This window comes from Agrobacterium tumefaciens (assembly GCA_025560025.1).
Lineage (GTDB): Bacteria > Pseudomonadota > Alphaproteobacteria > Rhizobiales > Rhizobiaceae > Agrobacterium.
The window spans coordinates 916368-933977 of record CP048485.1 but is presented as its reverse complement, the minus strand read 5'-3'; the positions used below and the strand labels follow the sequence as shown (position 1 = coordinate 933977).

17 protein-coding genes and 1 tRNA gene are annotated in these 17610 nt (G+C 59.1%); 13 read left to right on the top strand and 5 right to left on the bottom strand.

Going from position 1 to position 17610, the window contains the following annotated elements; translation table 11 throughout:
* The first annotated feature begins 128 nt into the window (after nucleotides 1–128).
* The 3 genes from speB (at nucleotide 129) to FY152_04620 (ending at nucleotide 2941) form a co-directional block, all read left to right on the top strand.
* Nucleotides 129–1082, top strand: coding sequence for an agmatinase (speB, locus tag FY152_04630; protein UXS31416.1), 954 nt, complete (start codon nucleotides 129–131; stop codon nucleotides 1080–1082).
* Nucleotides 1083–1152: 70 nt separating this feature from the next.
* Nucleotides 1153–2085: an N-acetyl-gamma-glutamyl-phosphate reductase gene (argC, locus tag FY152_04625; GenBank protein ID UXS31415.1), complete on the top strand. Its 933-nt coding sequence runs from the start codon at nucleotides 1153–1155 to the stop codon at nucleotides 2083–2085.
* A 10-nt stretch (nucleotides 2086–2095) separates the two neighbouring features.
* Nucleotides 2096–2941: a phosphotransferase gene (locus tag FY152_04620; GenBank protein ID UXS31414.1), complete on the top strand. Its 846-nt coding sequence runs from the start codon at nucleotides 2096–2098 to the stop codon at nucleotides 2939–2941.
* 6 nt (nucleotides 2942–2947) lie between these two features.
* Here the strand turns inward: FY152_04620 and FY152_04615 are convergent, their stop codons facing one another.
* Entirely contained in the window at nucleotides 2948–4066 is a 1119-nt protein-coding gene (locus tag FY152_04615; protein ID UXS31413.1) for a heme A synthase, read from the bottom strand.
* A 128-nt stretch (nucleotides 4067–4194) separates the two neighbouring features.
* Here FY152_04615 and FY152_04610 point away from each other — a divergent pair, with 128 nt between their 5' ends.
* On the top strand, nucleotides 4195–4407 hold the full coding sequence (locus tag FY152_04610) for a DUF2842 domain-containing protein (protein ID UXS31412.1): 213 nt from the start codon (nucleotides 4195–4197) through the stop codon (nucleotides 4405–4407).
* 98 nt (nucleotides 4408–4505) lie between these two features.
* On the top strand, nucleotides 4506–5738 hold the full coding sequence (locus tag FY152_04605; GenBank protein UXS31411.1) for a GNAT family N-acetyltransferase: 1233 nt from the start codon (nucleotides 4506–4508) through the stop codon (nucleotides 5736–5738).
* 15 nt (nucleotides 5739–5753) lie between these two features.
* On the opposite strand, the gene FY152_04600 is transcribed toward FY152_04605, so the two are convergent.
* Nucleotides 5754–8012, bottom strand: coding sequence for a chain-length determining protein (locus FY152_04600; protein UXS31410.1), 2259 nt, complete (start codon nucleotides 8010–8012; stop codon nucleotides 5754–5756).
* A 210-nt stretch (nucleotides 8013–8222) separates the two neighbouring features.
* On the opposite strand from FY152_04600, the gene FY152_04595 reads away from it, so the two are divergent.
* From FY152_04595 to FY152_04575, 5 genes are all read left to right on the top strand, one after another.
* On the top strand, nucleotides 8223–8795 hold the full coding sequence (locus tag FY152_04595) for a polysaccharide export protein (GenBank protein ID UXS31409.1): 573 nt from the start codon (nucleotides 8223–8225) through the stop codon (nucleotides 8793–8795).
* Between the two features lie 17 nt (nucleotides 8796–8812).
* On the top strand, nucleotides 8813–9955 hold the full coding sequence (locus FY152_04590; protein ID UXS31408.1) for a glycosyltransferase family 4 protein: 1143 nt from the start codon (nucleotides 8813–8815) through the stop codon (nucleotides 9953–9955).
* 221 nt (nucleotides 9956–10176) lie between these two features.
* Nucleotides 10177–11730 (top strand): undecaprenyl-phosphate glucose phosphotransferase, encoded by a 1554-nt coding sequence (locus FY152_04585; GenBank protein ID UXS31407.1) that lies wholly within the window; start codon nucleotides 10177–10179, stop codon nucleotides 11728–11730.
* Entirely contained in the window at nucleotides 11727–12968 is a 1242-nt protein-coding gene (locus tag FY152_04580) for an O-antigen ligase family protein (protein ID UXS31406.1), read from the top strand. Before FY152_04585 ends, FY152_04580 begins: the two co-directional genes overlap by 4 nt.
* Before the next feature lie 364 nt (nucleotides 12969–13332).
* Nucleotides 13333–14019, top strand: a complete 687-nt coding sequence (locus FY152_04575) for a hypothetical protein (GenBank protein UXS31405.1) — start codon at nucleotides 13333–13335, stop codon at nucleotides 14017–14019.
* A gap of 75 nt (nucleotides 14020–14094) precedes the next feature.
* Here FY152_04575 and FY152_04570 read toward each other — a convergent pair whose 3' ends face one another.
* Entirely contained in the window at nucleotides 14095–14634 is a 540-nt protein-coding gene (locus FY152_04570; GenBank protein ID UXS31404.1) for a DUF1269 domain-containing protein, read from the bottom strand.
* Nucleotides 14635–14861: 227 nt separating this feature from the next.
* Between FY152_04570 and FY152_04565 the strand changes: the two genes are divergently transcribed.
* From FY152_04565 to FY152_04555, 3 genes are all read left to right on the top strand, one after another.
* Nucleotides 14862–14938 (top strand) — tRNA-Pro (locus FY152_04565).
* A 137-nt stretch (nucleotides 14939–15075) separates the two neighbouring features.
* A complete protein-coding gene (locus FY152_04560) occupies nucleotides 15076–15336 on the top strand; it encodes a hypothetical protein (GenBank protein ID UXS31403.1) in 261 nt (86 codons plus the stop codon).
* Between the two features lie 226 nt (nucleotides 15337–15562).
* The gene (locus FY152_04555) at nucleotides 15563–15766 is read left to right on the top strand and encodes a hypothetical protein (GenBank protein UXS31402.1); all 204 of its coding nucleotides are present in this window, start codon (nucleotides 15563–15565) and stop codon (nucleotides 15764–15766) included.
* Nucleotides 15767–15964: 198 nt separating this feature from the next.
* Here FY152_04555 and FY152_04550 read toward each other — a convergent pair whose 3' ends face one another.
* Together FY152_04550 and FY152_04545 are read right to left on the bottom strand one after the other, a co-directional pair.
* Nucleotides 15965–16519 carry a dual specificity protein phosphatase family protein gene (locus FY152_04550; protein ID UXS31401.1) on the bottom strand — a complete coding sequence of 185 codons (555 nt, stop codon included), beginning with the start codon at nucleotides 16517–16519 and terminating at the stop codon, nucleotides 15965–15967.
* Nucleotides 16520–16656: 137 nt separating this feature from the next.
* On the bottom strand, nucleotides 16657–17244 hold the full coding sequence (locus FY152_04545) for a DedA family protein (GenBank protein UXS31400.1): 588 nt from the start codon (nucleotides 17242–17244) through the stop codon (nucleotides 16657–16659).
* Nucleotides 17245–17610 lie beyond the last annotated feature (366 nt).

The following is a 17610-nucleotide window of genomic DNA, read 5'->3' as shown; positions in this document are numbered from 1 at the left end:
CTTCTACGAACGGTTCGTTCAGAACTTCGAGAGGCGGGGCTTCGGCTCCGCCTTTTTTTCATGGTCTCCTCCCTTGTTTTTTCATCAGGAAGACAGCAACCTCGGCGCAAATCGCAATGGGGTGATCAATGCCGTCCAAAACCATCGACCATGCCTTCACCGCAACGACGCTGACATCGGCCGCCACCGACCCGACCCACGCGGGCGTCCTCTCCTTCATGCGGCGCAAATATACCAAGAACCTCAAGGGTGTATCGACGGCCATCTGGGGCATTCCCTTCGATGCGGCCACCTCCAACCGGCCGGGTGCCCGTTTCGGGCCGCAGGCGATCCGCCGCGCCTCGGCGATCTTCGACAATGACCCGCAATATCCCTTCGCGCGCGATCTCTTCGCCCATATGCCGACCATCGACTATGGTGACTGTCTGCTGGACTATGGCAATCACTGGAAAACGCCTGATACGATCGAAAAGGAAGCGCGCCGGATCATTTCCAAGACGGACTACCTGCTGACGCTTGGCGGCGATCACTTCATTACCTGGCCGCTTTTGAAGGCGCATGTGGCCAAGCATGGGCCTCTGGCGCTGGTGCAGTTCGATGCGCATCAGGACACCTGGTTCGATGACGGCAAGCGCATCGACCACGGCTCCTTCGTGGCGCGCGCCGTGCGCGATGGCCTGATTGATCCTGACCGCTCCATCCAGATCGGCATCCGCACCCATGCGCCTGACGATTTCGGCATTCGCATCCTCCACGGTTACGAGGTGGAGGAAATGCGGGCGGGCGATATCGCCTCGCTGATCGTCAAACACACGGCCGGCATGCCCGCTTATCTGACCTTCGATATCGATTGCCTCGATCCCGCCTTCGCGCCGGGAACCGGAACGCCGGTGGCCGGCGGGCCGACCAGCGCTAAAATTCTCTCCGTTCTGCGCGGGCTTGGCCAGCTCGATATTCGCGGCTCGGACGTGGTGGAAGTCGCGCCCGCATATGACCATGCTGACATTACCGCCATTGCCGGAGCCACCGTTGCAATGTATATGCTTGGCCTGCGCGCCGAACGGCTGGCCAAGGCTGGCTGATAAAGAAACCGGCGCTTGCCACACTGATTCCGATTACCCTCGCAACCCTTTGAAAAGTCAGGACAAGGATATGACAGCGAAGATCTTCATCGATGGCGAACACGGCACCACGGGTCTGCAGATCCGCACGCGCCTTGCCGGTCGCCGCGATATTGACCTGCTGTCCATACCCGAAGCCGAGCGCCGCAATGCGGCGATGCGCGAGGATATGCTCAACAATGCCGACATTTCGATCCTCTGCCTGCCTGATGATGCTTCCCGGGAAGCGGTCTCGATGGTGGCCGGCAATAACAATGTCCGCATCATCGATACCTCGACCGCCTATCGCGTCCATCAGGACTGGGCCTATGGCTTTGCCGAAATGGATAAGGAACAGGGCGAGAAGGTTCGTTCCGCCCGTCTCGTCGCCAATCCGGGCTGCTACCCGACCGGCGCGATCGCCCTTCTGCGCCCGCTGCGCGCCGCAGGCCTGCTGCCGGACGGTTATCCGGTCAGCGTCAATGCGGTTTCCGGCTACACCGGCGGTGGCAAGCAGATGATCGCCCAGATGGAAGACCAGAGCCGCGATGACGCGATCAGCGCCAATAATTTCCTCTATGGCCTGACGCTCAAGCACAAGCATGTGCCGGAAATGACCATTCATGGCCAGCTCGACCGCGCACCGCTGTTTTCGCCCTCCGTCGGGCGTTTCCCGCAGGGCATGATCGTGCAGGTGCCGCTGTTTGCCGCCGACCTGAAGGAAGGCGCGACCGTCGAAACGATCCATGCGGCGCTGACTGCCCACTATGCGGGACAGGACATCGTCAATGTGGTGCCGCTTGCCGAAAGCAAGGGGCTCGCGCGCATCGACGCCGAGGAACTGGCAGGCAAGGACACGATGAAACTGTTCGTCTTCGGTACGCCGGGCGGCGAACACATCAACCTCGTCGCGCTGCTCGACAATCTCGGCAAGGGTGCATCCGGTGCTGCCGTGCAGAACATGGAACTGATGCTCTCCGCATGAGACTTTTCTCATGAACATTGCCCCGCCCCCTTTTCCGGCCTCGTGGAATATCGAGGCCGCGAAACCTATTGCCGATACGCCGGCCGGGGTGGTTTACGAGCTTACGCGCGGCGACGGCTCCCTTGCCGTCGCCAAGGTTCTGAAACAGAAAGTGCTGGAAGACAGCCTTCGCGGCGCGGATTTCATCGCATGGCGCGCCGGCATCGGCTGCGTGGAACTGCTCGACCGCTCTGACGATATTCTGCTGATGGAACATGCCGGTACGGAGACCCTGCGCGACGTGCTGTTTCGCGACGGCAACGACGATGCCACCACGGAGATCGCCGCCGATGTCCTGCTCAGATATCATCAGCCATCGCAGCAGCCGCCACCTTCAAGCCTGCTGACTCTGCCACTCTATTTCGAGAGCCTGTTCCGCAAGGCCGAACAGGACCGTACCGACAGTGTGGACAGCCCCTATATCGAGGCGGCCGGGCTTGCGCAGGAACTGATCAGCCAGCAACGGGATGTGAAGCCGCTGCACGGCGATCTGCATCACGAGAACATCATGCGCAGCGAACGCGGCTGGATCATCATCGACCCGGCCGGCCTGATCGGCGATGCGGCGCTTGATGTCGCCAACATGTTCTCCAACCCGCTCGACCGTTTCGACCTCACCCGCAGCGAGGCGCGCATCGCCTCCATGGCGGCGATCTTTGCGAAGGCGCTGCAACGGGACGAACGGCTATTGCTGCAATATGCCTTTGCCTATGGCTGCCTTTCTGCCGCGTGGCATGAAGAGGACGGCAATGCGGAGGAACGCGACAACGAACTCGCCGTCGCGACCACCATCAAAACGGTGCTCGGGCAGTTCTAAGCCACCTCAGTCCCTGACCTCGACCGCAACGGGCGCCGGATATTCGCCGATGAACCCGCGCCAGTGGGCGACGGCGAAACCAAGCACGATCAGCGCCATGCCCTGATGAGCGAGCGCGACGTGAATATCCACATGCATCAAAAGCGTGGTGATCCCGAGCGCCGCCTGAATGGAGACGAGCACGAAGAACAGCACCGCGCGGCGGGCATGCGGTGTATTGGGCAAGGCGCGGGCCATAGACACCATATGCCACAACGTGGCGGCAAACAGCGTGTAGGCGCCAAGGCGGTGGACGAACTGCACCGTCTTGGGGTTCTCAAAGAGGTTGATCCACCAGGGCTGTTGCAGGAACAGATCGCCAGGCACCAGCGAGCCATCCATCAGCGGCCAGGTATTATAGGAAAGGCCGGCATTCAGCCCCGCCACCAATGCGCCGAGATAGATCTGGAAGAGACAGAGCACCGTCAGCAGCGCGGCAAAACCCCTGCCCGTCTTTTCGTCGGCGGCCTCGGGGGAATGAAGCGACAGCCCGCGCAAGATCCACATACAGCCCGCAAAGATGAGGCAGGCAATGGTCAGATGCGTGGCAAGGCGATACTGCGAAACATCGGTGCGGTTGACGAGGCCTGAGGATACCATCCACCAGCCGATGAAGCCCTGAAAGCCACCAAGCGCCAGAAGGCCGACCAGCGGCAGGCGCAGGCGCTTTTCGACGCGGCCGGTGAGCCAGAAGAAGGCGAGCGGCAAAGCGAAGATGAGGCCAATGGCGCGGGCAAGCAGGCGATGCGCCCATTCCCACCAGAAAATCGTCTTGAACTCGTCGAGCGACATGCCCTTGTTGATTTCCTGATATTGGGGAATGCGCTTGTAAAGCTGGAACTCCTCTTCCCATTCGGCGACGGAAAGCGGCGGAATGGCGCCGTGGATCGGCTTCCATTCGGTAATAGACAGGCCGGATTCGGTGAGCCGCGTGGCGCCGCCGACGAGGACCAGACAGAAGAGCGTGAAGAGCACGACGCGCAGCCAGATGCGCAGCAGGCGGCGGTCCTTCTCCTGTTTCTGCAGGGCAGCCTCCACCACCATTTCCGCAGAACCATTTGCCATCGTCATGCCGCTCGAACGCATCTTTCAGGTCTCCATCATACAGTCATGTTGATTAGCCCCAACCCGCACCACAAAACAAGGCCTCAGGGTTTGCGGCATCGGGTCGCGGCGCTATAGTCCCGCGCAGATACTCAATGACGGAAGACTTCATGCACCCTCGCCTCAGATCGCTTATCGGCACCATCGTCATCATCTGCCTCGTCGTCGTTTACGCCGTGGCGGCGACGGCCATCGCATCGGCAACGCTGGCGCAATCGCCCTGGTGGGTGCATCTCATCTATTTCGTGCTGAGCGGTCTCTTGTGGATATTGCCCGCCATGCTCGTCATCAAATGGATGGCCGGATCAAAAAAACGGGGGTAGCCGCCCTCTTTTCATGGGACATCCAGAGGTCGCAATTTTATAAACCGATTGTTTGCCGCTCAACGCTATAGTGCGATCGGAACAACCGGAGAGAGTGGATGGCGGCTGTGGGGCCGGTCACAACAAGCGAGGGCAAGGAACCTGCGGCCATGCAAGGCGAGCGGCGCGGCGCCGACCGTCTGACCATCGATCTCGTTGATGATGCCTCGGCAATCCGCTCCGACTGGGAGGCGCTGGAGCGTGATCCGCTCAATTCCCTGCACCAGGGTTTCGGCTGGTGCTCCATCTGGGCGCAAACGCAAAACAGCCCCCTTGTCATCATTCGCGGCCGGCAGGGCGGAAAGACGGTGTTCCTGCTGCCGCTCGAAATCGTTCAGGAAGGCGGCATCCGCAAGGCGCACTTCCCCGGCGGACGTTTCAACAATATCAATACCGGACTTTTCGACGCGTCCTTCGCCGAAGAGGCGGGACAGAAGACCGCGGCGGCCATCGCCCGCGAGGCGCGAAAACTGCTGCATGGCCGGGCCGATATTCTCGCGCTGCAGAACATACCGCTGATTTGGCGCGGCAGGACCAACCCGCTCTCGCATCTGGCTTCGGTTGAAAACCAGAACCCGGCCTTCCAGCTTCCCCTGCTCGACAGTTTCGAAAACACCCTTCGGCAGGTCAATGCCAAGAGACGGCGAAAGAAATTCCGTATCCAGAGCCGAAGGGCCGAGGAAATGGGTGGCTATAGCCATGTGATCGCCCGTTCGCCCAAAGAGAAATGCGAATTGCTGCAGGCTTTCTTCCGGCAGAAGGCCGCCCGTTTTGCCTCTCAGGGCATTCCGGATGCCTTTCGCGATCAGACGGTGAAGAATTTTTTCTACGACCTGGCCAATTTTCCGGAGACGGGCACGGACAGTCTTCTGGAACTGCATGCCATTCGTCTGCACGGTGAAAGCGAAGGCGTCATCGCCGCCATATCGGGTCTTTCGCGCAAGCAGGATCACATCATCTGTCAGTTCGGCTCAATCGATGAGGCGGTTTCGGAGCTCAGCCCCGGCGAGTTGCTATTCTGGCTGATGATCGAGAGGGCGTGCAGGGAAAAAGCCACGCTGTTCGATTTCGGCGTCGGCGACCAGCCCTACAAACGCAGCTGGTGTCCGCTTTCCACCGTGCAGCACGATATATTCCTGCCGGTGACATTGAAGGGCCGCGCTGCGGCATCCGCTTACGTGGCGATTGCGAGAACAAAGAGCCTGATCAAATCCAATCCGTCGCTTTATGCGCTTATCCAGCGTTTCCGCGCCGGGCGGCGACGGACGGACGCCGAGGCCGCCGCCGACTAAGCATTTTGCAGCTGGTCAGGCGGCAAGGTCCGGCTTGCGCATGCCGGTCATCGGCAAGGCCTGTTCATATCCCTGAGCCACCAGGTCGTCGAGCGTCTTTTCCAGCATCTCGCTATCCTTGCCCGGCACGGAAATAATGATTTCCGCCGGAAGATTGCGCAACATCTTCTCAAGGCTCGATATCTGCACGGCGCCGCATTCGACAAGCACCGTATCATAGGCGTCGGAAAGGGCGCTGAGGATCATCGTCAGACGATCGATGGCGCGCATGGCCTCGCGTGGCTGCGCGTTGCCGCGCGGTACGATGTGGGCGTCGGAAAGTCGGTCGCCGTGAATGGTTTCGCCAAAGGCCGCGGCACCCGCCAGAAGATCCATGACACCCGGCAATCCAGCTTCGGGGGCCATCAGACGCGTCGGACAGGCCGATGCCGTCATATCGACGAGAACGACCGACCGGCCCATTTCCGACAGGGCACGCGCCAGCATAACAGTCGTTGTGGAACCGCTATCACCGGCCGGAGACACGACGGCGGCGACAGGTTTGGCAAGACGGGTGGCAAGGAATCCTGCGACGGCATCGATCGAGAAATCACCCTCGGCATCCGTCTCGTCTTCCGACAAATCCGGTATTGCGGCAGCCGGCTCTTCCGCCGGCAAGGCGGGTGGAGCAGCAACGGCTGCAACGGGTATCGGCCGCTCCTCTTCGATAATGGGCTGGGAAGCCGCGGCGGGCATCACCCGGATGGCGGGCTGTTCATCCTCATGAGGCGTGGACAGGAGCTGCTCCGGCACATCCGTGGTTTCGTCCTTTTCCGCAGGCGCCCGCGTTGGCGAGGGCGGATCAGACAAGGGCGGAACGTGGTTTTTGCCTACCGGCTTCAGGGCACGCCCGGTGAACAGCTCCACCAGCATGACGACGATGCAGGAGAGCAGGAACGCCGCCAGCGTAACGACGATGGTGATTGCACCGGTCTTCGGGAAATAGGGTTCGCGCGGTTCCACCGCCGCCGAGATCACACGTGCATCGGCGGGCGTGGAATCCACGGAACCGGCGCGCGAGGTCGCCTCGCGGTAACGGGCAAGATAGGTTTCCAGAAGCTGCCGCTGGGCTGACGCTTCACGTTCGAGATCGTTCAGGCCAACCTGCTGTTCGCCGGCGCGCACGCTCTCCGTCTTCAGCACGTTCAACTGCTGCACCAGCTGTCGTTCGCGCAGGCGGGACACATTGGCCTCGTTTTCGAGACTTGCGAGAACCTTGCGGGTCTCTTCCTGAATCTGTGCCTGTATGCCGTCAAGCTGGTTACGCAGCGCCCGGATGCGCGGATGGCCACCCAGCAGCGAGGACGAGAGATCGGAAATCTGGCTGCGGATGGCCGTTTCGTTTTCCTTCAGCCGCTGGATCGTCGGAGAGCCGACGACATCGGGGAAAGTGTCGAGAGGGCGACCGCTCGCAAGCGCGTTGCGCACGCCTTCCGCCCGCGCCTCCGCATTGGCCCTTTCGCCGCGGATACGGCCGAGTTCTGTCGAAATATCGCTGAGCTGCCGGGTGGCGAGCGTTTCACCCTGCCCCGCCGAGAGAAGGTCGGACGAGGCGCGATAATCCGCAACCTTCCGGTCCGCATCGCGTACCTTTTCACGCAGATTGGCGATTTCCGGCTCCAGCCAGCGCGCCGCCTCGGTGCTCGTGTCCAGCTTCGCGCCGCTTTGCAACGCGATATAGGCCTTCATCATCTCGTTGGGGATGGTTGCTGCGAGCTTCGGGTCTTCGGAGGAAAATTCGACGGTGATGACACGCGAGCTTTCGACCTGATAGACCTGCAGCTTCTCGCGGAAGGCCGTCAGAATGCGCTCCTCGGGCGGCACCTGCAGCGGGTCCTTCTTGATGCCGATCGCCACCAGCAGCCCTGAGATGAAGGAGGGGTGCGCTTCTGGATCGAACTCCTCCAGCTCATAAAGCTTCATGTCCTTCGCGACCTGCTTGATGAGATCCACGGATTGCAGGATCTGCACCTGGCTGGAAACGGTCAATTCATCAAGCACGGGTTCGGCCGGTGCGTTCGACTGCTGCGAGGCGCCGAAGGAGGCCGCACGGGATTCAATGAGGACACGCGCCTCCCCCTTGTAAGCGGGCGACATCATGCTCGCGATCACGAAGGCGGCGCCCCCGGCCAGCAGCGTCACGGCCGCTATCCGGCCCTTGCGCTGCCATATGGCCGCGACCAGCCGCGCAAGATCGATATCCACATCCCTGTCGTCAATGCGATCGCCGTTCATGCAGGCTCCGTAACCGAGGCAAACCTCGGGCGCTCAAATATAGATGGCCAATTTTCGCGGAGTTTAAGTCTTTCCGGTAACACAACAGTTAATCCCGCAGAATCCGACGAAATAAAGCCGATATTATCATCACTCGGGTCGGGCGTTTACCGCGCATTAACCCTAACAGAACGATAAGAATGATCAAAGATCGACTCGGAGCCAGATGAGATGCCGCTCGCCGGATCACGACATGCCACCGCACTGACGCTTGCCGTCCTAACGGCCCTTTCCGGTTGCGCGGCATATCAACCCGCACCCAAGGCGTTTCACGAGGTCGCCTTGCAGCCCTACCATGTCGATAGCGGCGACAGGCTGCGCATCAACGTGTTCGAACAGACCGGCCTGACGAATACCTATACGGTCGATCAGGCCGGTTACGTCGCTTTCCCTCTCGTCGGCCAGGTTCCTGCCCGCGGCAAGACGCTGCCGCAGCTCGAAGCCGCCATCGCCGCCAAATTGCGCCAGGGTTATCTGCGCGATCCCGATGTCACGATCGAGATCGACCGTTATCGCCCCGTCTTCATCATGGGCGAAGTCGGCCGTCCCGGCCAATATTCCTACGTGCCGGGCATGACGGTGCAAAACGCCATCGCCATCGCCGGCGGTTTCACCCCGCGCGCCAATCAGGCCGATGTCGACATCACCCGCAAGATCAATACCGAGGTGCTGACCGGCCGGATCGGGATCACCGCCCCCATTCTGGCGGGCGATACGGTCTATGTGCGCGAACGCTTCTTCTGACGAACGGAGTGGCACAGATGTCGGATGACGGCCCTCCCCTGCGCATCATTCACTGTTTCCGCTCGCCCGTCGGCGGTGTCTTCCGCCATGTACGCGACCTCATTGAAGAACATGTCAAACAGGGCCACAAGGTCGGCATCCTCTGCGACAGCTCCACGGGCGGCGCCCATGAGGAGCGGCTTTTTGCGCAGATCGCCCCGATGCTGGAGCTGGGATTGACCCGCCTTCCCATCAAAAGGTCGATCAGCCCGGGCGACCTGCCCGCCCTTCTCAAGTCCTATAACCATATCAAAAGTTTGCGGCCGGACATTCTGCACGGGCACAGCGCCAAGGGTGGCGCATTGGCCCGGCTGATCGGCTCATTGCTGCGGGCAAACAGGTATCGCGTAGCCCGCCTCTATTCGCCGCATGGCGGCAGCCTGCACTATGACCGCAAGAGCCTGAAGGGACAGCTGTTCCTGCGGCTGGAACGGTTTCAGGAGCGCTTTACCGACGCGCTCTGTTTCGTCTGCAATTTCGAGCAGGCGACCTACGAAGCAAAGGTCGGCAAGCCGCGCACGCGCACCGCGATGATCTATAACGGCGTGCAGGAAAGCGAATTCGAGGCCGTGCCCACGCGAGAGGGCGCTGCGCGCTTCCTTTATATAGGCATGCTGCGCGACCTGAAGGGACCGGATGTCTTCATCAAGGCATTTGCGAGCATGGAACGCAGCATCGGAAGGCCCATGTCCGGCGTGATCGTCGGTGACGGGCCGGACAGGGATAAATATGCGGCGATGATCGAAAAGGCCGGGCTCTCCCAACGCATTTCCATGCATGCCGCCATGCCCGCCAGACAGGCTTTCGAACTGGCGCCGACAGTGGTGGTTCCCTCCCGCGCCGAGGCCATGCCCTATATCGTTCTGGAAGCGCTCGCGGCGGGTAAAACCGTCATCGCCTCGCATGTCGGCGGCATTGCCGAGGTTCTGGGCGAGGACAGTGAGGCGCTCGTTCCGGCCGGAGATGCCGGTGCGCTGGCGCAGATCATGGTCAAGGACGCCGAAAACGACGACTGGGCAAAACGGGTGATGCCCCTCCCCGACAGCTTCAAGGCGAAATTTTCAACCCCGGTCATGGCCGATGACATGATGAAGCTCTATCGCGACCTGCTTTCGCCCTAGAAACGTTTCAAAAACACGATTTTTAATTGTATATTCCACTCTTCTGAAAAACTCATCATAAACGTTTCTTAGCATGTTTCGGCTAGTTTCCTGCTCGTAGAGTGCGTGCATCCATCCGGATGCTACATGAGGACACTCTACCACTTTGAAGTTGCGCATCGTTCCTGTCGAAGACCGATTCCGGTTTTCGGGCCGATGCGCTAGAGGGTGCGGACCAAGCAATGACCAAGGCTGACAAGGACAGACTGCAATTCGATCTGGCGTCGTTGCGCAAGCAGATCTCCGAGCGTGACGCCGGGGAACCATCGGCGTCCGAGACGGTCGTTCTCAATCCACTTGCGCGGCAGATCGCCAACCAGCTGCGCGTCGGCAACCATTCCCCGAACATGGTCATCGGCCAGTTGCGGCTGCTGGAATTTTCGATGCTTGTGGTCATCGCCGCCATCGTCAACGGCATTGCCGCCGACCGCGGCCTCGAGACCTTTCTGGCGGTTTTCGGCACTGGCGTGCTGGGTGCGGCGCTCTGCGTGTTCCTGCTGCAGGCGGGAGACTGCTACCAGCTTCCGACGCTGCGAACGCCGCTTAAAATGTTCGCCCGCATTCAAGGCGCCGTCTGCCTTTCCTTCGTCGGCGTCGCCTGTTTCCTCCTTTCCCTTTTCCCCGACGCGCTGCATTCCTGGCAGGCTTTCGGCATCTGGTATGCCACGAGCGCAATCGCGATTTTCACCGGACGGCTCATCCTCGGCTTTGCCATTCGCCACTGGGGGCGCAACGGCGTCATGGAACGCCGCGCCGTCATCGTTGGCGGCGGTGACACGGCGAAAGACCTCATCCGCTCGCTGGAGCAGCAATCGGACAACGACATCCGCATCTGCGGCATTTTCGACGACCGCAAAAGTGAGCGCTCGCCCGAAGTGGTCGCCGGATATCCCAAACTCGGCACCTTCGCGGAGCTGGTGGAATTTGCCCGCCTGACGAAGCTCGACATGCTGATCATCGCCCTGCCGCTCAGTGCCGAGGCGCGTATTCTCCAGCTGCTGCGCAAGCTCTGGGTGCTGCCGGTCGATATCCGCATCGCGGCTCATGCCAATAAATTGCGTTTCCGTCCGCGTGCCTATTCGCATGTGGGCAATGTGCCGATGCTCGATGTGTTCGACAAGCCGATCCGCGACTGGGATTCAGTGGCGAAACGGATATTCGACATCACCTTCAGCCTGATCGGCATTGCGCTTTTGTGGCCGGTGATGCTGGGCGCAGGCATCGCCGTCAAGGCAACGTCCAAAGGCCCCGTCCTCTTCAAGCAGAAGCGCCACGGCTTCAACAATGAAACGATCAATGTCTGGAAGTTCCGTTCCATGTATACGGAACTCAGCGATCCGACCGCAAAAAAGGCTGTCACGAAGAACGATCCGCGCGTCACGCCGGTCGGCCGCTTCCTGCGTAAATCCTCGATGGATGAGCTGCCGCAGCTTTTCAACGTGCTTTACGGCGATCTTTCGCTGGTGGGACCACGCCCCCACGCCGTCCATGCCCAGACGGGCGACCTGAAATATACCGAAGTGGTGGAGCATTATTTCGCGCGCCACAAGGTCAAGCCCGGCGTTACCGGCTGGGCGCAGATCAACGGCTGGCGCGGTGAGATCGACCACGGCGACAAGATCAAGTTCCGCACCGAATACGACCTTTATTACATCGAGAACTGGTCGCTGTTCTTCGATCTCAAGATCCTGTTCCTGACGCCGATCCGACTGCTCAAATCGGAAAACGCCTATTGACCCACACCGGCTACCAGCACGCCCCTGATTTCGACGCGCCGCTTGCCGCCATGCGGCTGGTCGGTGCGTTTTTTATCGCTTTCGGCGTGTTTCTCTCCGGTTTCGTGATTTCGGAGCCCGCGCCATACGAGGTGATGATGGTTGGGCAGGTGGCCATCTGGTTCCTGCTGGGCTTGCGCCTTTCACGAACCGTCGTGCTGCTTTTGTGCCTGCTGCTTGCCTTTAACGTCGGCGGTTATCTTTCGCTCACCACCATGGCCGATCTGGACGAGGGACCGCTTTATCTCGCCGTATCGACCTTTCTGGCGCTGACCTCGGTTTTTTATGCGGCGATCATCGAGGATAAATATCAGCGTCTGCTTTTGATTTTCCGGGCCTGGCTCGCGGCGGCGCTGATTACCTCCCTGCTTGGCATTATCGGCTATTTCCACGCCATTCCCGGTTTCGAGGTCTTCACCCTTTACGATCGCGCCAAAGGCGCCTTTCAGGACCCGAACGTCTTCGGTCCCTTTCTGGTGACACCCTCGCTTTATCTGATTTACGGCCTGCTGACCGGCAAGGCGATGCATGCGCCGTGGCGGATCGTTGGCCTGCTCATCCTGTCGCTCGGCGTCTTCCTGTCGTTTTCGCGCGCGGCCTGGGGCCTGTTCCTGTTTTCGGCGCTCCTTCTGGTTTTCGTCATGCTGCTGAAGGAACGCACCGCCGCGTTCCGTCTGAAAATCCTCGTGCTGTTTCTTGTTGCCGTCGCCTTGATGGTTGCGGCCGTCATTATCGCGCTGCAGTTCAAGCAGGTGGCGGATCTGTTCTCCAGTCGCGCCTCGGCGGTGCAATCCTATGATGGCGGCCATCTCGGGCGTTTTGCCCGCCATTATCTCGGTTTCCTGATGGCGATGGAGCATCCGCTCGGCATCGGGCCCCTGGTCTTCGACAATATCTTTCCCGCCGCCGAACATAATATCTGGCTGAAAAGCCTGACCACGCATGGCTGGTTCGGTTTCGTCATCTATCTCACGCTGATCTGCTGGACCATCGCCGCCGGCTTCAGGAATCTGCTGCGCCAGCGGCCCTGGCAGCCGTTCCTGATCATTTCCTGGGTGACTTTCGTCGGCCATGTCATGATCGGCGCCGTCATCGATACCGACCACTGGCGGCATTTCTTCCTGCTGCTCGGCATATTGTGGGGGTGCATGGCGCTGGAAAAACGCGAAAGCCTGCGCCGCAGCAGAAGCAACTCCTAAAATACTTACCCTTACGGAACCCTGCGCTATTTCATGCGTTTAGCCCCCGATTATGTTGGCACACGGGGAAACATCTTATGACGCAGACCAATAATCTCTATCTCATTATCGGCGCACTTCTGGTCGTTCTTGTCGGGCTCGGAGCTTATGTCTGGCACGAGGAAAGCAAGCCGAAGGGGATCGAGATGAATATCGGCCCGAACGGCGTTTCCGTTCAGGAAAATTAAGACGCAAGCGTCGCGCAAAGTCCGGCTTTTAGACCGGGTGCAATCCAAGCCGGAAACGGCGTCGGATGCACCCGGTCTTCTTATGAGAGAGGACGAAAGGCGGGATCGAGGATCCGCGCCGAGCCGGTTCGGTACGAATGATGCGTATCGGAGCCGATCATGGAACAGTTAGAAAAATGGTCTCCTCCATCGACCTTTCCACACGCCTCACCGCCACCAAGCTCGCCCTCAAGGCCATCAGGGAGCAGGAAGACAATTCCGCGGCAACCACTTCCTCGTCACCACGAACGGCGCTGCTCGCTTCCTACGGGGTCGACACCTCCTCCTCGTCTTCCACCAATACGAGGCTGACGCAGCTTCTGGCCCAATATGGCCACACCTCCGACGACGACACGCAGACCGACGATACGAGCACGGTGTCTTCCGGAGATATTACCCAGGCCGATTTCATGAAGGAATTGAAAGAGACGCTGGAAGAGCTCTCCAAAGATGCGGACAAGTCGGGACAGGCCAAGGCGATGCTGGAAGCCCTTGCCAAAGGAACGCTCACCGTCTCCGATCCGGCGGAAGGTGCACAGATCAAGGCGTGGGATGTGGAGGCCGACAAGAAGACCACGTCCAAACCGGCATCGGAAATCGCAACAACGGGCTGGAGCGATTTTCTGAAGGACCATCTCAAACGCGACGGCTCGGCCTATACCAAGAGCGCTGGCGGCGCCTATGTCGACCGCATTTCTGGGGACAATGCTTTTTTTGGCAGCGTCGGCAGCCGTTATTATTACCTCACCTGGCCACAGGCGAAAGATGGCTCGCTGACGGTATAAGCGAGCGTTTCCGGATTACGTCGAGAAATGGCTGCGACATGGATCATGTCGCAGCCATTTCTTTGTCTGCCCGCTTCACGCGGCGGGCGCGGCAGCGGCCTGTTCGGTTCCACCGGAAAGCGCCTTTTGCAGTTGCGCTTCCTGCTCTGGCGACAGCGAGGTTTTGATGACCCGCCCGCGCAGCCCTTCCAGTTCCGCCAGCACCTTTTCCGGTTGCACCTTGCGGATCAGCACGAAGAGTGCCGAAGAACCGTTCGGAATGGTCTCGCCAAGCGATTTGATGAAATCGTCGTCAATGCCGAAATCCGTCAGCGACCCCGCAAGCGCGCCCGTGCCCGCGCCAATCGCGCCGCCAATGGCAAATCCCGCCAGGGGATTGAGGAACAGCAGGCCAACGAGGCCGCCCCAGAGACCGCCGGACAGAAAACCCGAGCTTGCGCCGAGCGCGGTCAGATTGACGCTCTGCTTCAGATGCACCTTGCCGTTTTCATCGCGAACCACGACCACGGCATCCTCCAGATCGACCAGATATTCCTTTTTCAGGCTTGCAAGCTTCAGAAGGACCCGATCGGCCTCTTCCGTTCCGTCAAAACCAACAACGACGAGTTCAGACATATTCATCTCCCTGAGTTTCAGTTCCGCTGCGTTTGAACGCCAAAGACCACGGCAGGTTCCCGCAATGATGGAAAGGTGATGTGTCAGGCGTTTGACGGGCTACCCATCCGGCGGGATGGCCAAGCCTTTTCCCCTTCCCCTCGTCCACATCCATTGTTCCTTTTTTTGAGAAAAGACGATTTTCCACTTGCGCCCTAACAGGCTTATATATAAACGGCTTTCAGGTTCGGAGCGTAGCGCAGCCCGGTAGCGCACTTGACTGGGGGTCAAGGGGTCGTGGGTTCGAATCCCGCCGCTCCGACCAGTAAAAACAGATAGATAGCCAGTTCCCCCAGAGCTGGCTATATTTGTTTTAGCCCTCCTGCGGTCAGCGCCAGGCGCGAATTACTAAGACCGGTTCGGGTGTGTGTTTATCCAAAACTGAGAATGAGGCGTGCCGAGATGGCCAAAAAAACGAAAATCGAACACTCAGAATTCTCAGGCGAGTTTGAAGACGACGGCATCACGGTCCTGGTTGATATCCACCGTCCCGCTGGCACCCAGCAGGACTGGACGCTCGAGGTTATCAGCGAGCACGACGATGTCACCACGTGGGACGAACCTTTCGCTACCGATAAGGACGCCTGGGAGGAATTCCTGGCAACTTGCGAAAAAGATGGGATTCGCAGCTTTCTGGACGGCGAAGACCCGTCGGTTCATTAACGCTTGCTTCCGCGTCACCGGCCCCGGAGGTCTCGGGTTCAAATCCCTCGTTCTGCCCATTTCGCTCTCGAGCATTCCATTTATGTTCGAGCGCATTCACGGGTTAAACCCCTGAAAATATGAACTCGATTGTAAAGCCGTCGGCCGTCCAGGGACAGCGCGCATTGCCTTATTGACTCTCCGCTAAAATTAGAACATTTAGTGAACAAAAGAGAGGTCATCCATTATGCCCGACGCTGAAAAAATCACTCCCATACGACCGGACGACATAGCGGGATATGTCATCCAGTGTCATGACGGCGATGCGAAGGCGGCTGTCGAGGCCCTTCTCGGCGAAATCGAGCATTTGCAGGAACAGCTTTCCCTCGCGGTTGCGATCATGGGAAAAGGCTATACGCGTGGATGGACACCGGATATCGGACGCGACTGAGCAGCTTTATAGCCCTGTTTTCGATACAGGCCTGCTGCAGATGTCACGCCACGTGATCCAAATACATGTCCGGACTTTGTGAATTTACCCGGCCTATACCGACGGCTTCGCAGCTGCCCGGGTGGTCTGTTCAACCAAGGCGGCGCGCAGCTGCAGCTGGATAATCAAGTTGCGGCAGGAGTTCCGACCGACCCGCCTTCAGAACTCGTTGGAGGCAACGGCGAAGTCGGCGGTGATCGGCATGTCTTCCACATTTTCCCATGTCCGGTCCATGGCATAGGTTGCCGACAGATAGGGGATGCCGACGTGGCCGTAACGGATGGAAAGCTGGCTTTCAGCCTCTTTTTCGCTGAGAAGCGCTATGCGGCTGAGATAGAGCGCGGTTGCGAGACCCGTCCTGTCCGCACCGGCCTTGCAATGAATGAGGATGGGTTTCGGCGCATCGCGCATGATGGCGACCAGCTGATTCACCTCGTTCATATTGAGTTCCCGGCTTGCCGACATGCCAAAATCGATATGGTTCAGTCCAAGCTCGCGCGCTGTTCTAATTTCGTCCTGATACCAGGCCTTTGATTCATTCGGGCCGCGCAGGTTGATGACAGTTCTGATGCCATTTTCCTTGGTGTAGCGAACAAGTTCTTCAACGCTCGGCTGGTTGGAGCGATAAAGCTGCCCAGCCAGCACCTCGTGGAAGTTGCCGAGAAGCTGGATGGCGTAGAGATAACCGCCTGTGGCAAGCACAGCAATACCCATGCCCCAAAAGGAGCACTTCCAGAATCTTCGCATAATAAAATGGTTCCCTTATTCGACAAGGGAACGGATACAGGCGGATTCTGACAGTAGGCTGAAAGTTATGCGACAGTATTGTAAGAGTAGATATTTTCGCGTGGTCAACGCACGAAAACGTAAACCGCATAGACCGCGATGAGCGCAGCGGCAGCCGCAGCCGTGATGACGCCGAGGCGTTTTTCGATGAAATGGCGCACCGACTCGCCGTATTTCTGCAGCAGTCCGGCGAGAATGAAAAAGCGTGCACCGCGCGTGACGACGGCGGAAAGAATGAACAGGCCGAGGCTGATATTGGCCGCACCCGAGAGGATCGTCACGACCTTGATCGGCGGCAGATGCGCAAGCCCGGATGTCACCAGCAGGAGAACGATGGTCTCATAGTCAACCGAATTCTTGAGGTGCTCGAAGCTGTCGAGCTTGCCGTAAAATTCCAGAATGGGCCTTGCAATGCTTTCGAAAGCGTAGTGGCCGAGGAACCAGCCGGCGATGCCGCCGAGAACGGAGGCGACGGTGGCAACAAATGCATAAAACATCGCCTTCTTCGGCTTCGCCAGCACCATGGGCAGGAAAAGCACATCCGCCGGCACGACAAAGACGGAGCTTTCCACGAAAGCCACGATCGCCAGCCACCACACGGCCGTCTTGCGGGCGGCAAGCGCCATCGTCCAAGCATAGATGTTTTTCAGCATTTCATGTCCCCGGGGAAGATCAGCATAGACCGAAGGCAAGGCGGGAGCCAAGGCAACTCAGCGGTGGTTTGTCGGCAGGGCACCGGCCGTTTCAGCCCATCACCCCATCACGATTTAGAGACAACGTACGACAATGGCAAATGTTGGGGCAAATATGGAGAGATTTATTTTTGCATTGCGGAAAACAGGAAAAACAAACAATTCCAGCCCCTAGCGGCAACAGGTTGCTGCGATGCGAAATTTCACCCTATGGTAGATAAACCTCTGTTTTTGCGATAGAATAAGGCGTGGAAGAAAGAGGAGGAAGTTATCATGGACTATGTCGGCTTCATTACGTCGATCAACCCGGTCATACTTGTCATCCTG

Coding starts and splice junctions, on each gene's coding strand:
- speB (UXS31416.1), top strand. CDS start 129: ATGCCGTCCAAAACCATCGACCATGCCTTCACCGCAACGACGCTGACA.
- argC (UXS31415.1), top strand. CDS start 1,153: ATGACAGCGAAGATCTTCATCGATGGCGAACACGGCACCACGGGTCTG.
- FY152_04620 (UXS31414.1), top strand. CDS start 2,096: ATGAACATTGCCCCGCCCCCTTTTCCGGCCTCGTGGAATATCGAGGCC.
- FY152_04615 (UXS31413.1), bottom strand. CDS start 4,066: ATGCGTTCGAGCGGCATGACGATGGCAAATGGTTCTGCGGAAATGGTG.
- FY152_04610 (UXS31412.1), top strand. CDS start 4,195: ATGCACCCTCGCCTCAGATCGCTTATCGGCACCATCGTCATCATCTGC.
- FY152_04605 (UXS31411.1), top strand. CDS start 4,506: ATGGCGGCTGTGGGGCCGGTCACAACAAGCGAGGGCAAGGAACCTGCG.
- FY152_04600 (UXS31410.1), bottom strand. CDS start 8,012: ATGAACGGCGATCGCATTGACGACAGGGATGTGGATATCGATCTTGCG.
- FY152_04595 (UXS31409.1), top strand. CDS start 8,223: ATGCCGCTCGCCGGATCACGACATGCCACCGCACTGACGCTTGCCGTC.
- FY152_04590 (UXS31408.1), top strand. CDS start 8,813: ATGTCGGATGACGGCCCTCCCCTGCGCATCATTCACTGTTTCCGCTCG.
- FY152_04585 (UXS31407.1), top strand. CDS start 10,177: ATGACCAAGGCTGACAAGGACAGACTGCAATTCGATCTGGCGTCGTTG.
- FY152_04575 (UXS31405.1), top strand. CDS start 13,333: ATGATGCGTATCGGAGCCGATCATGGAACAGTTAGAAAAATGGTCTCC.
- FY152_04570 (UXS31404.1), bottom strand. CDS start 14,634: ATGTCTGAACTCGTCGTTGTTGGTTTTGACGGAACGGAAGAGGCCGAT.
- FY152_04560 (UXS31403.1), top strand. CDS start 15,076: ATGGCCAAAAAAACGAAAATCGAACACTCAGAATTCTCAGGCGAGTTT.
- FY152_04555 (UXS31402.1), top strand. CDS start 15,563: ATGCCCGACGCTGAAAAAATCACTCCCATACGACCGGACGACATAGCG.
- FY152_04550 (UXS31401.1), bottom strand. CDS start 16,519: ATGGGTATTGCTGTGCTTGCCACAGGCGGTTATCTCTACGCCATCCAG.
- FY152_04545 (UXS31400.1), bottom strand. CDS start 17,244: ATGCTGAAAAACATCTATGCTTGGACGATGGCGCTTGCCGCCCGCAAG.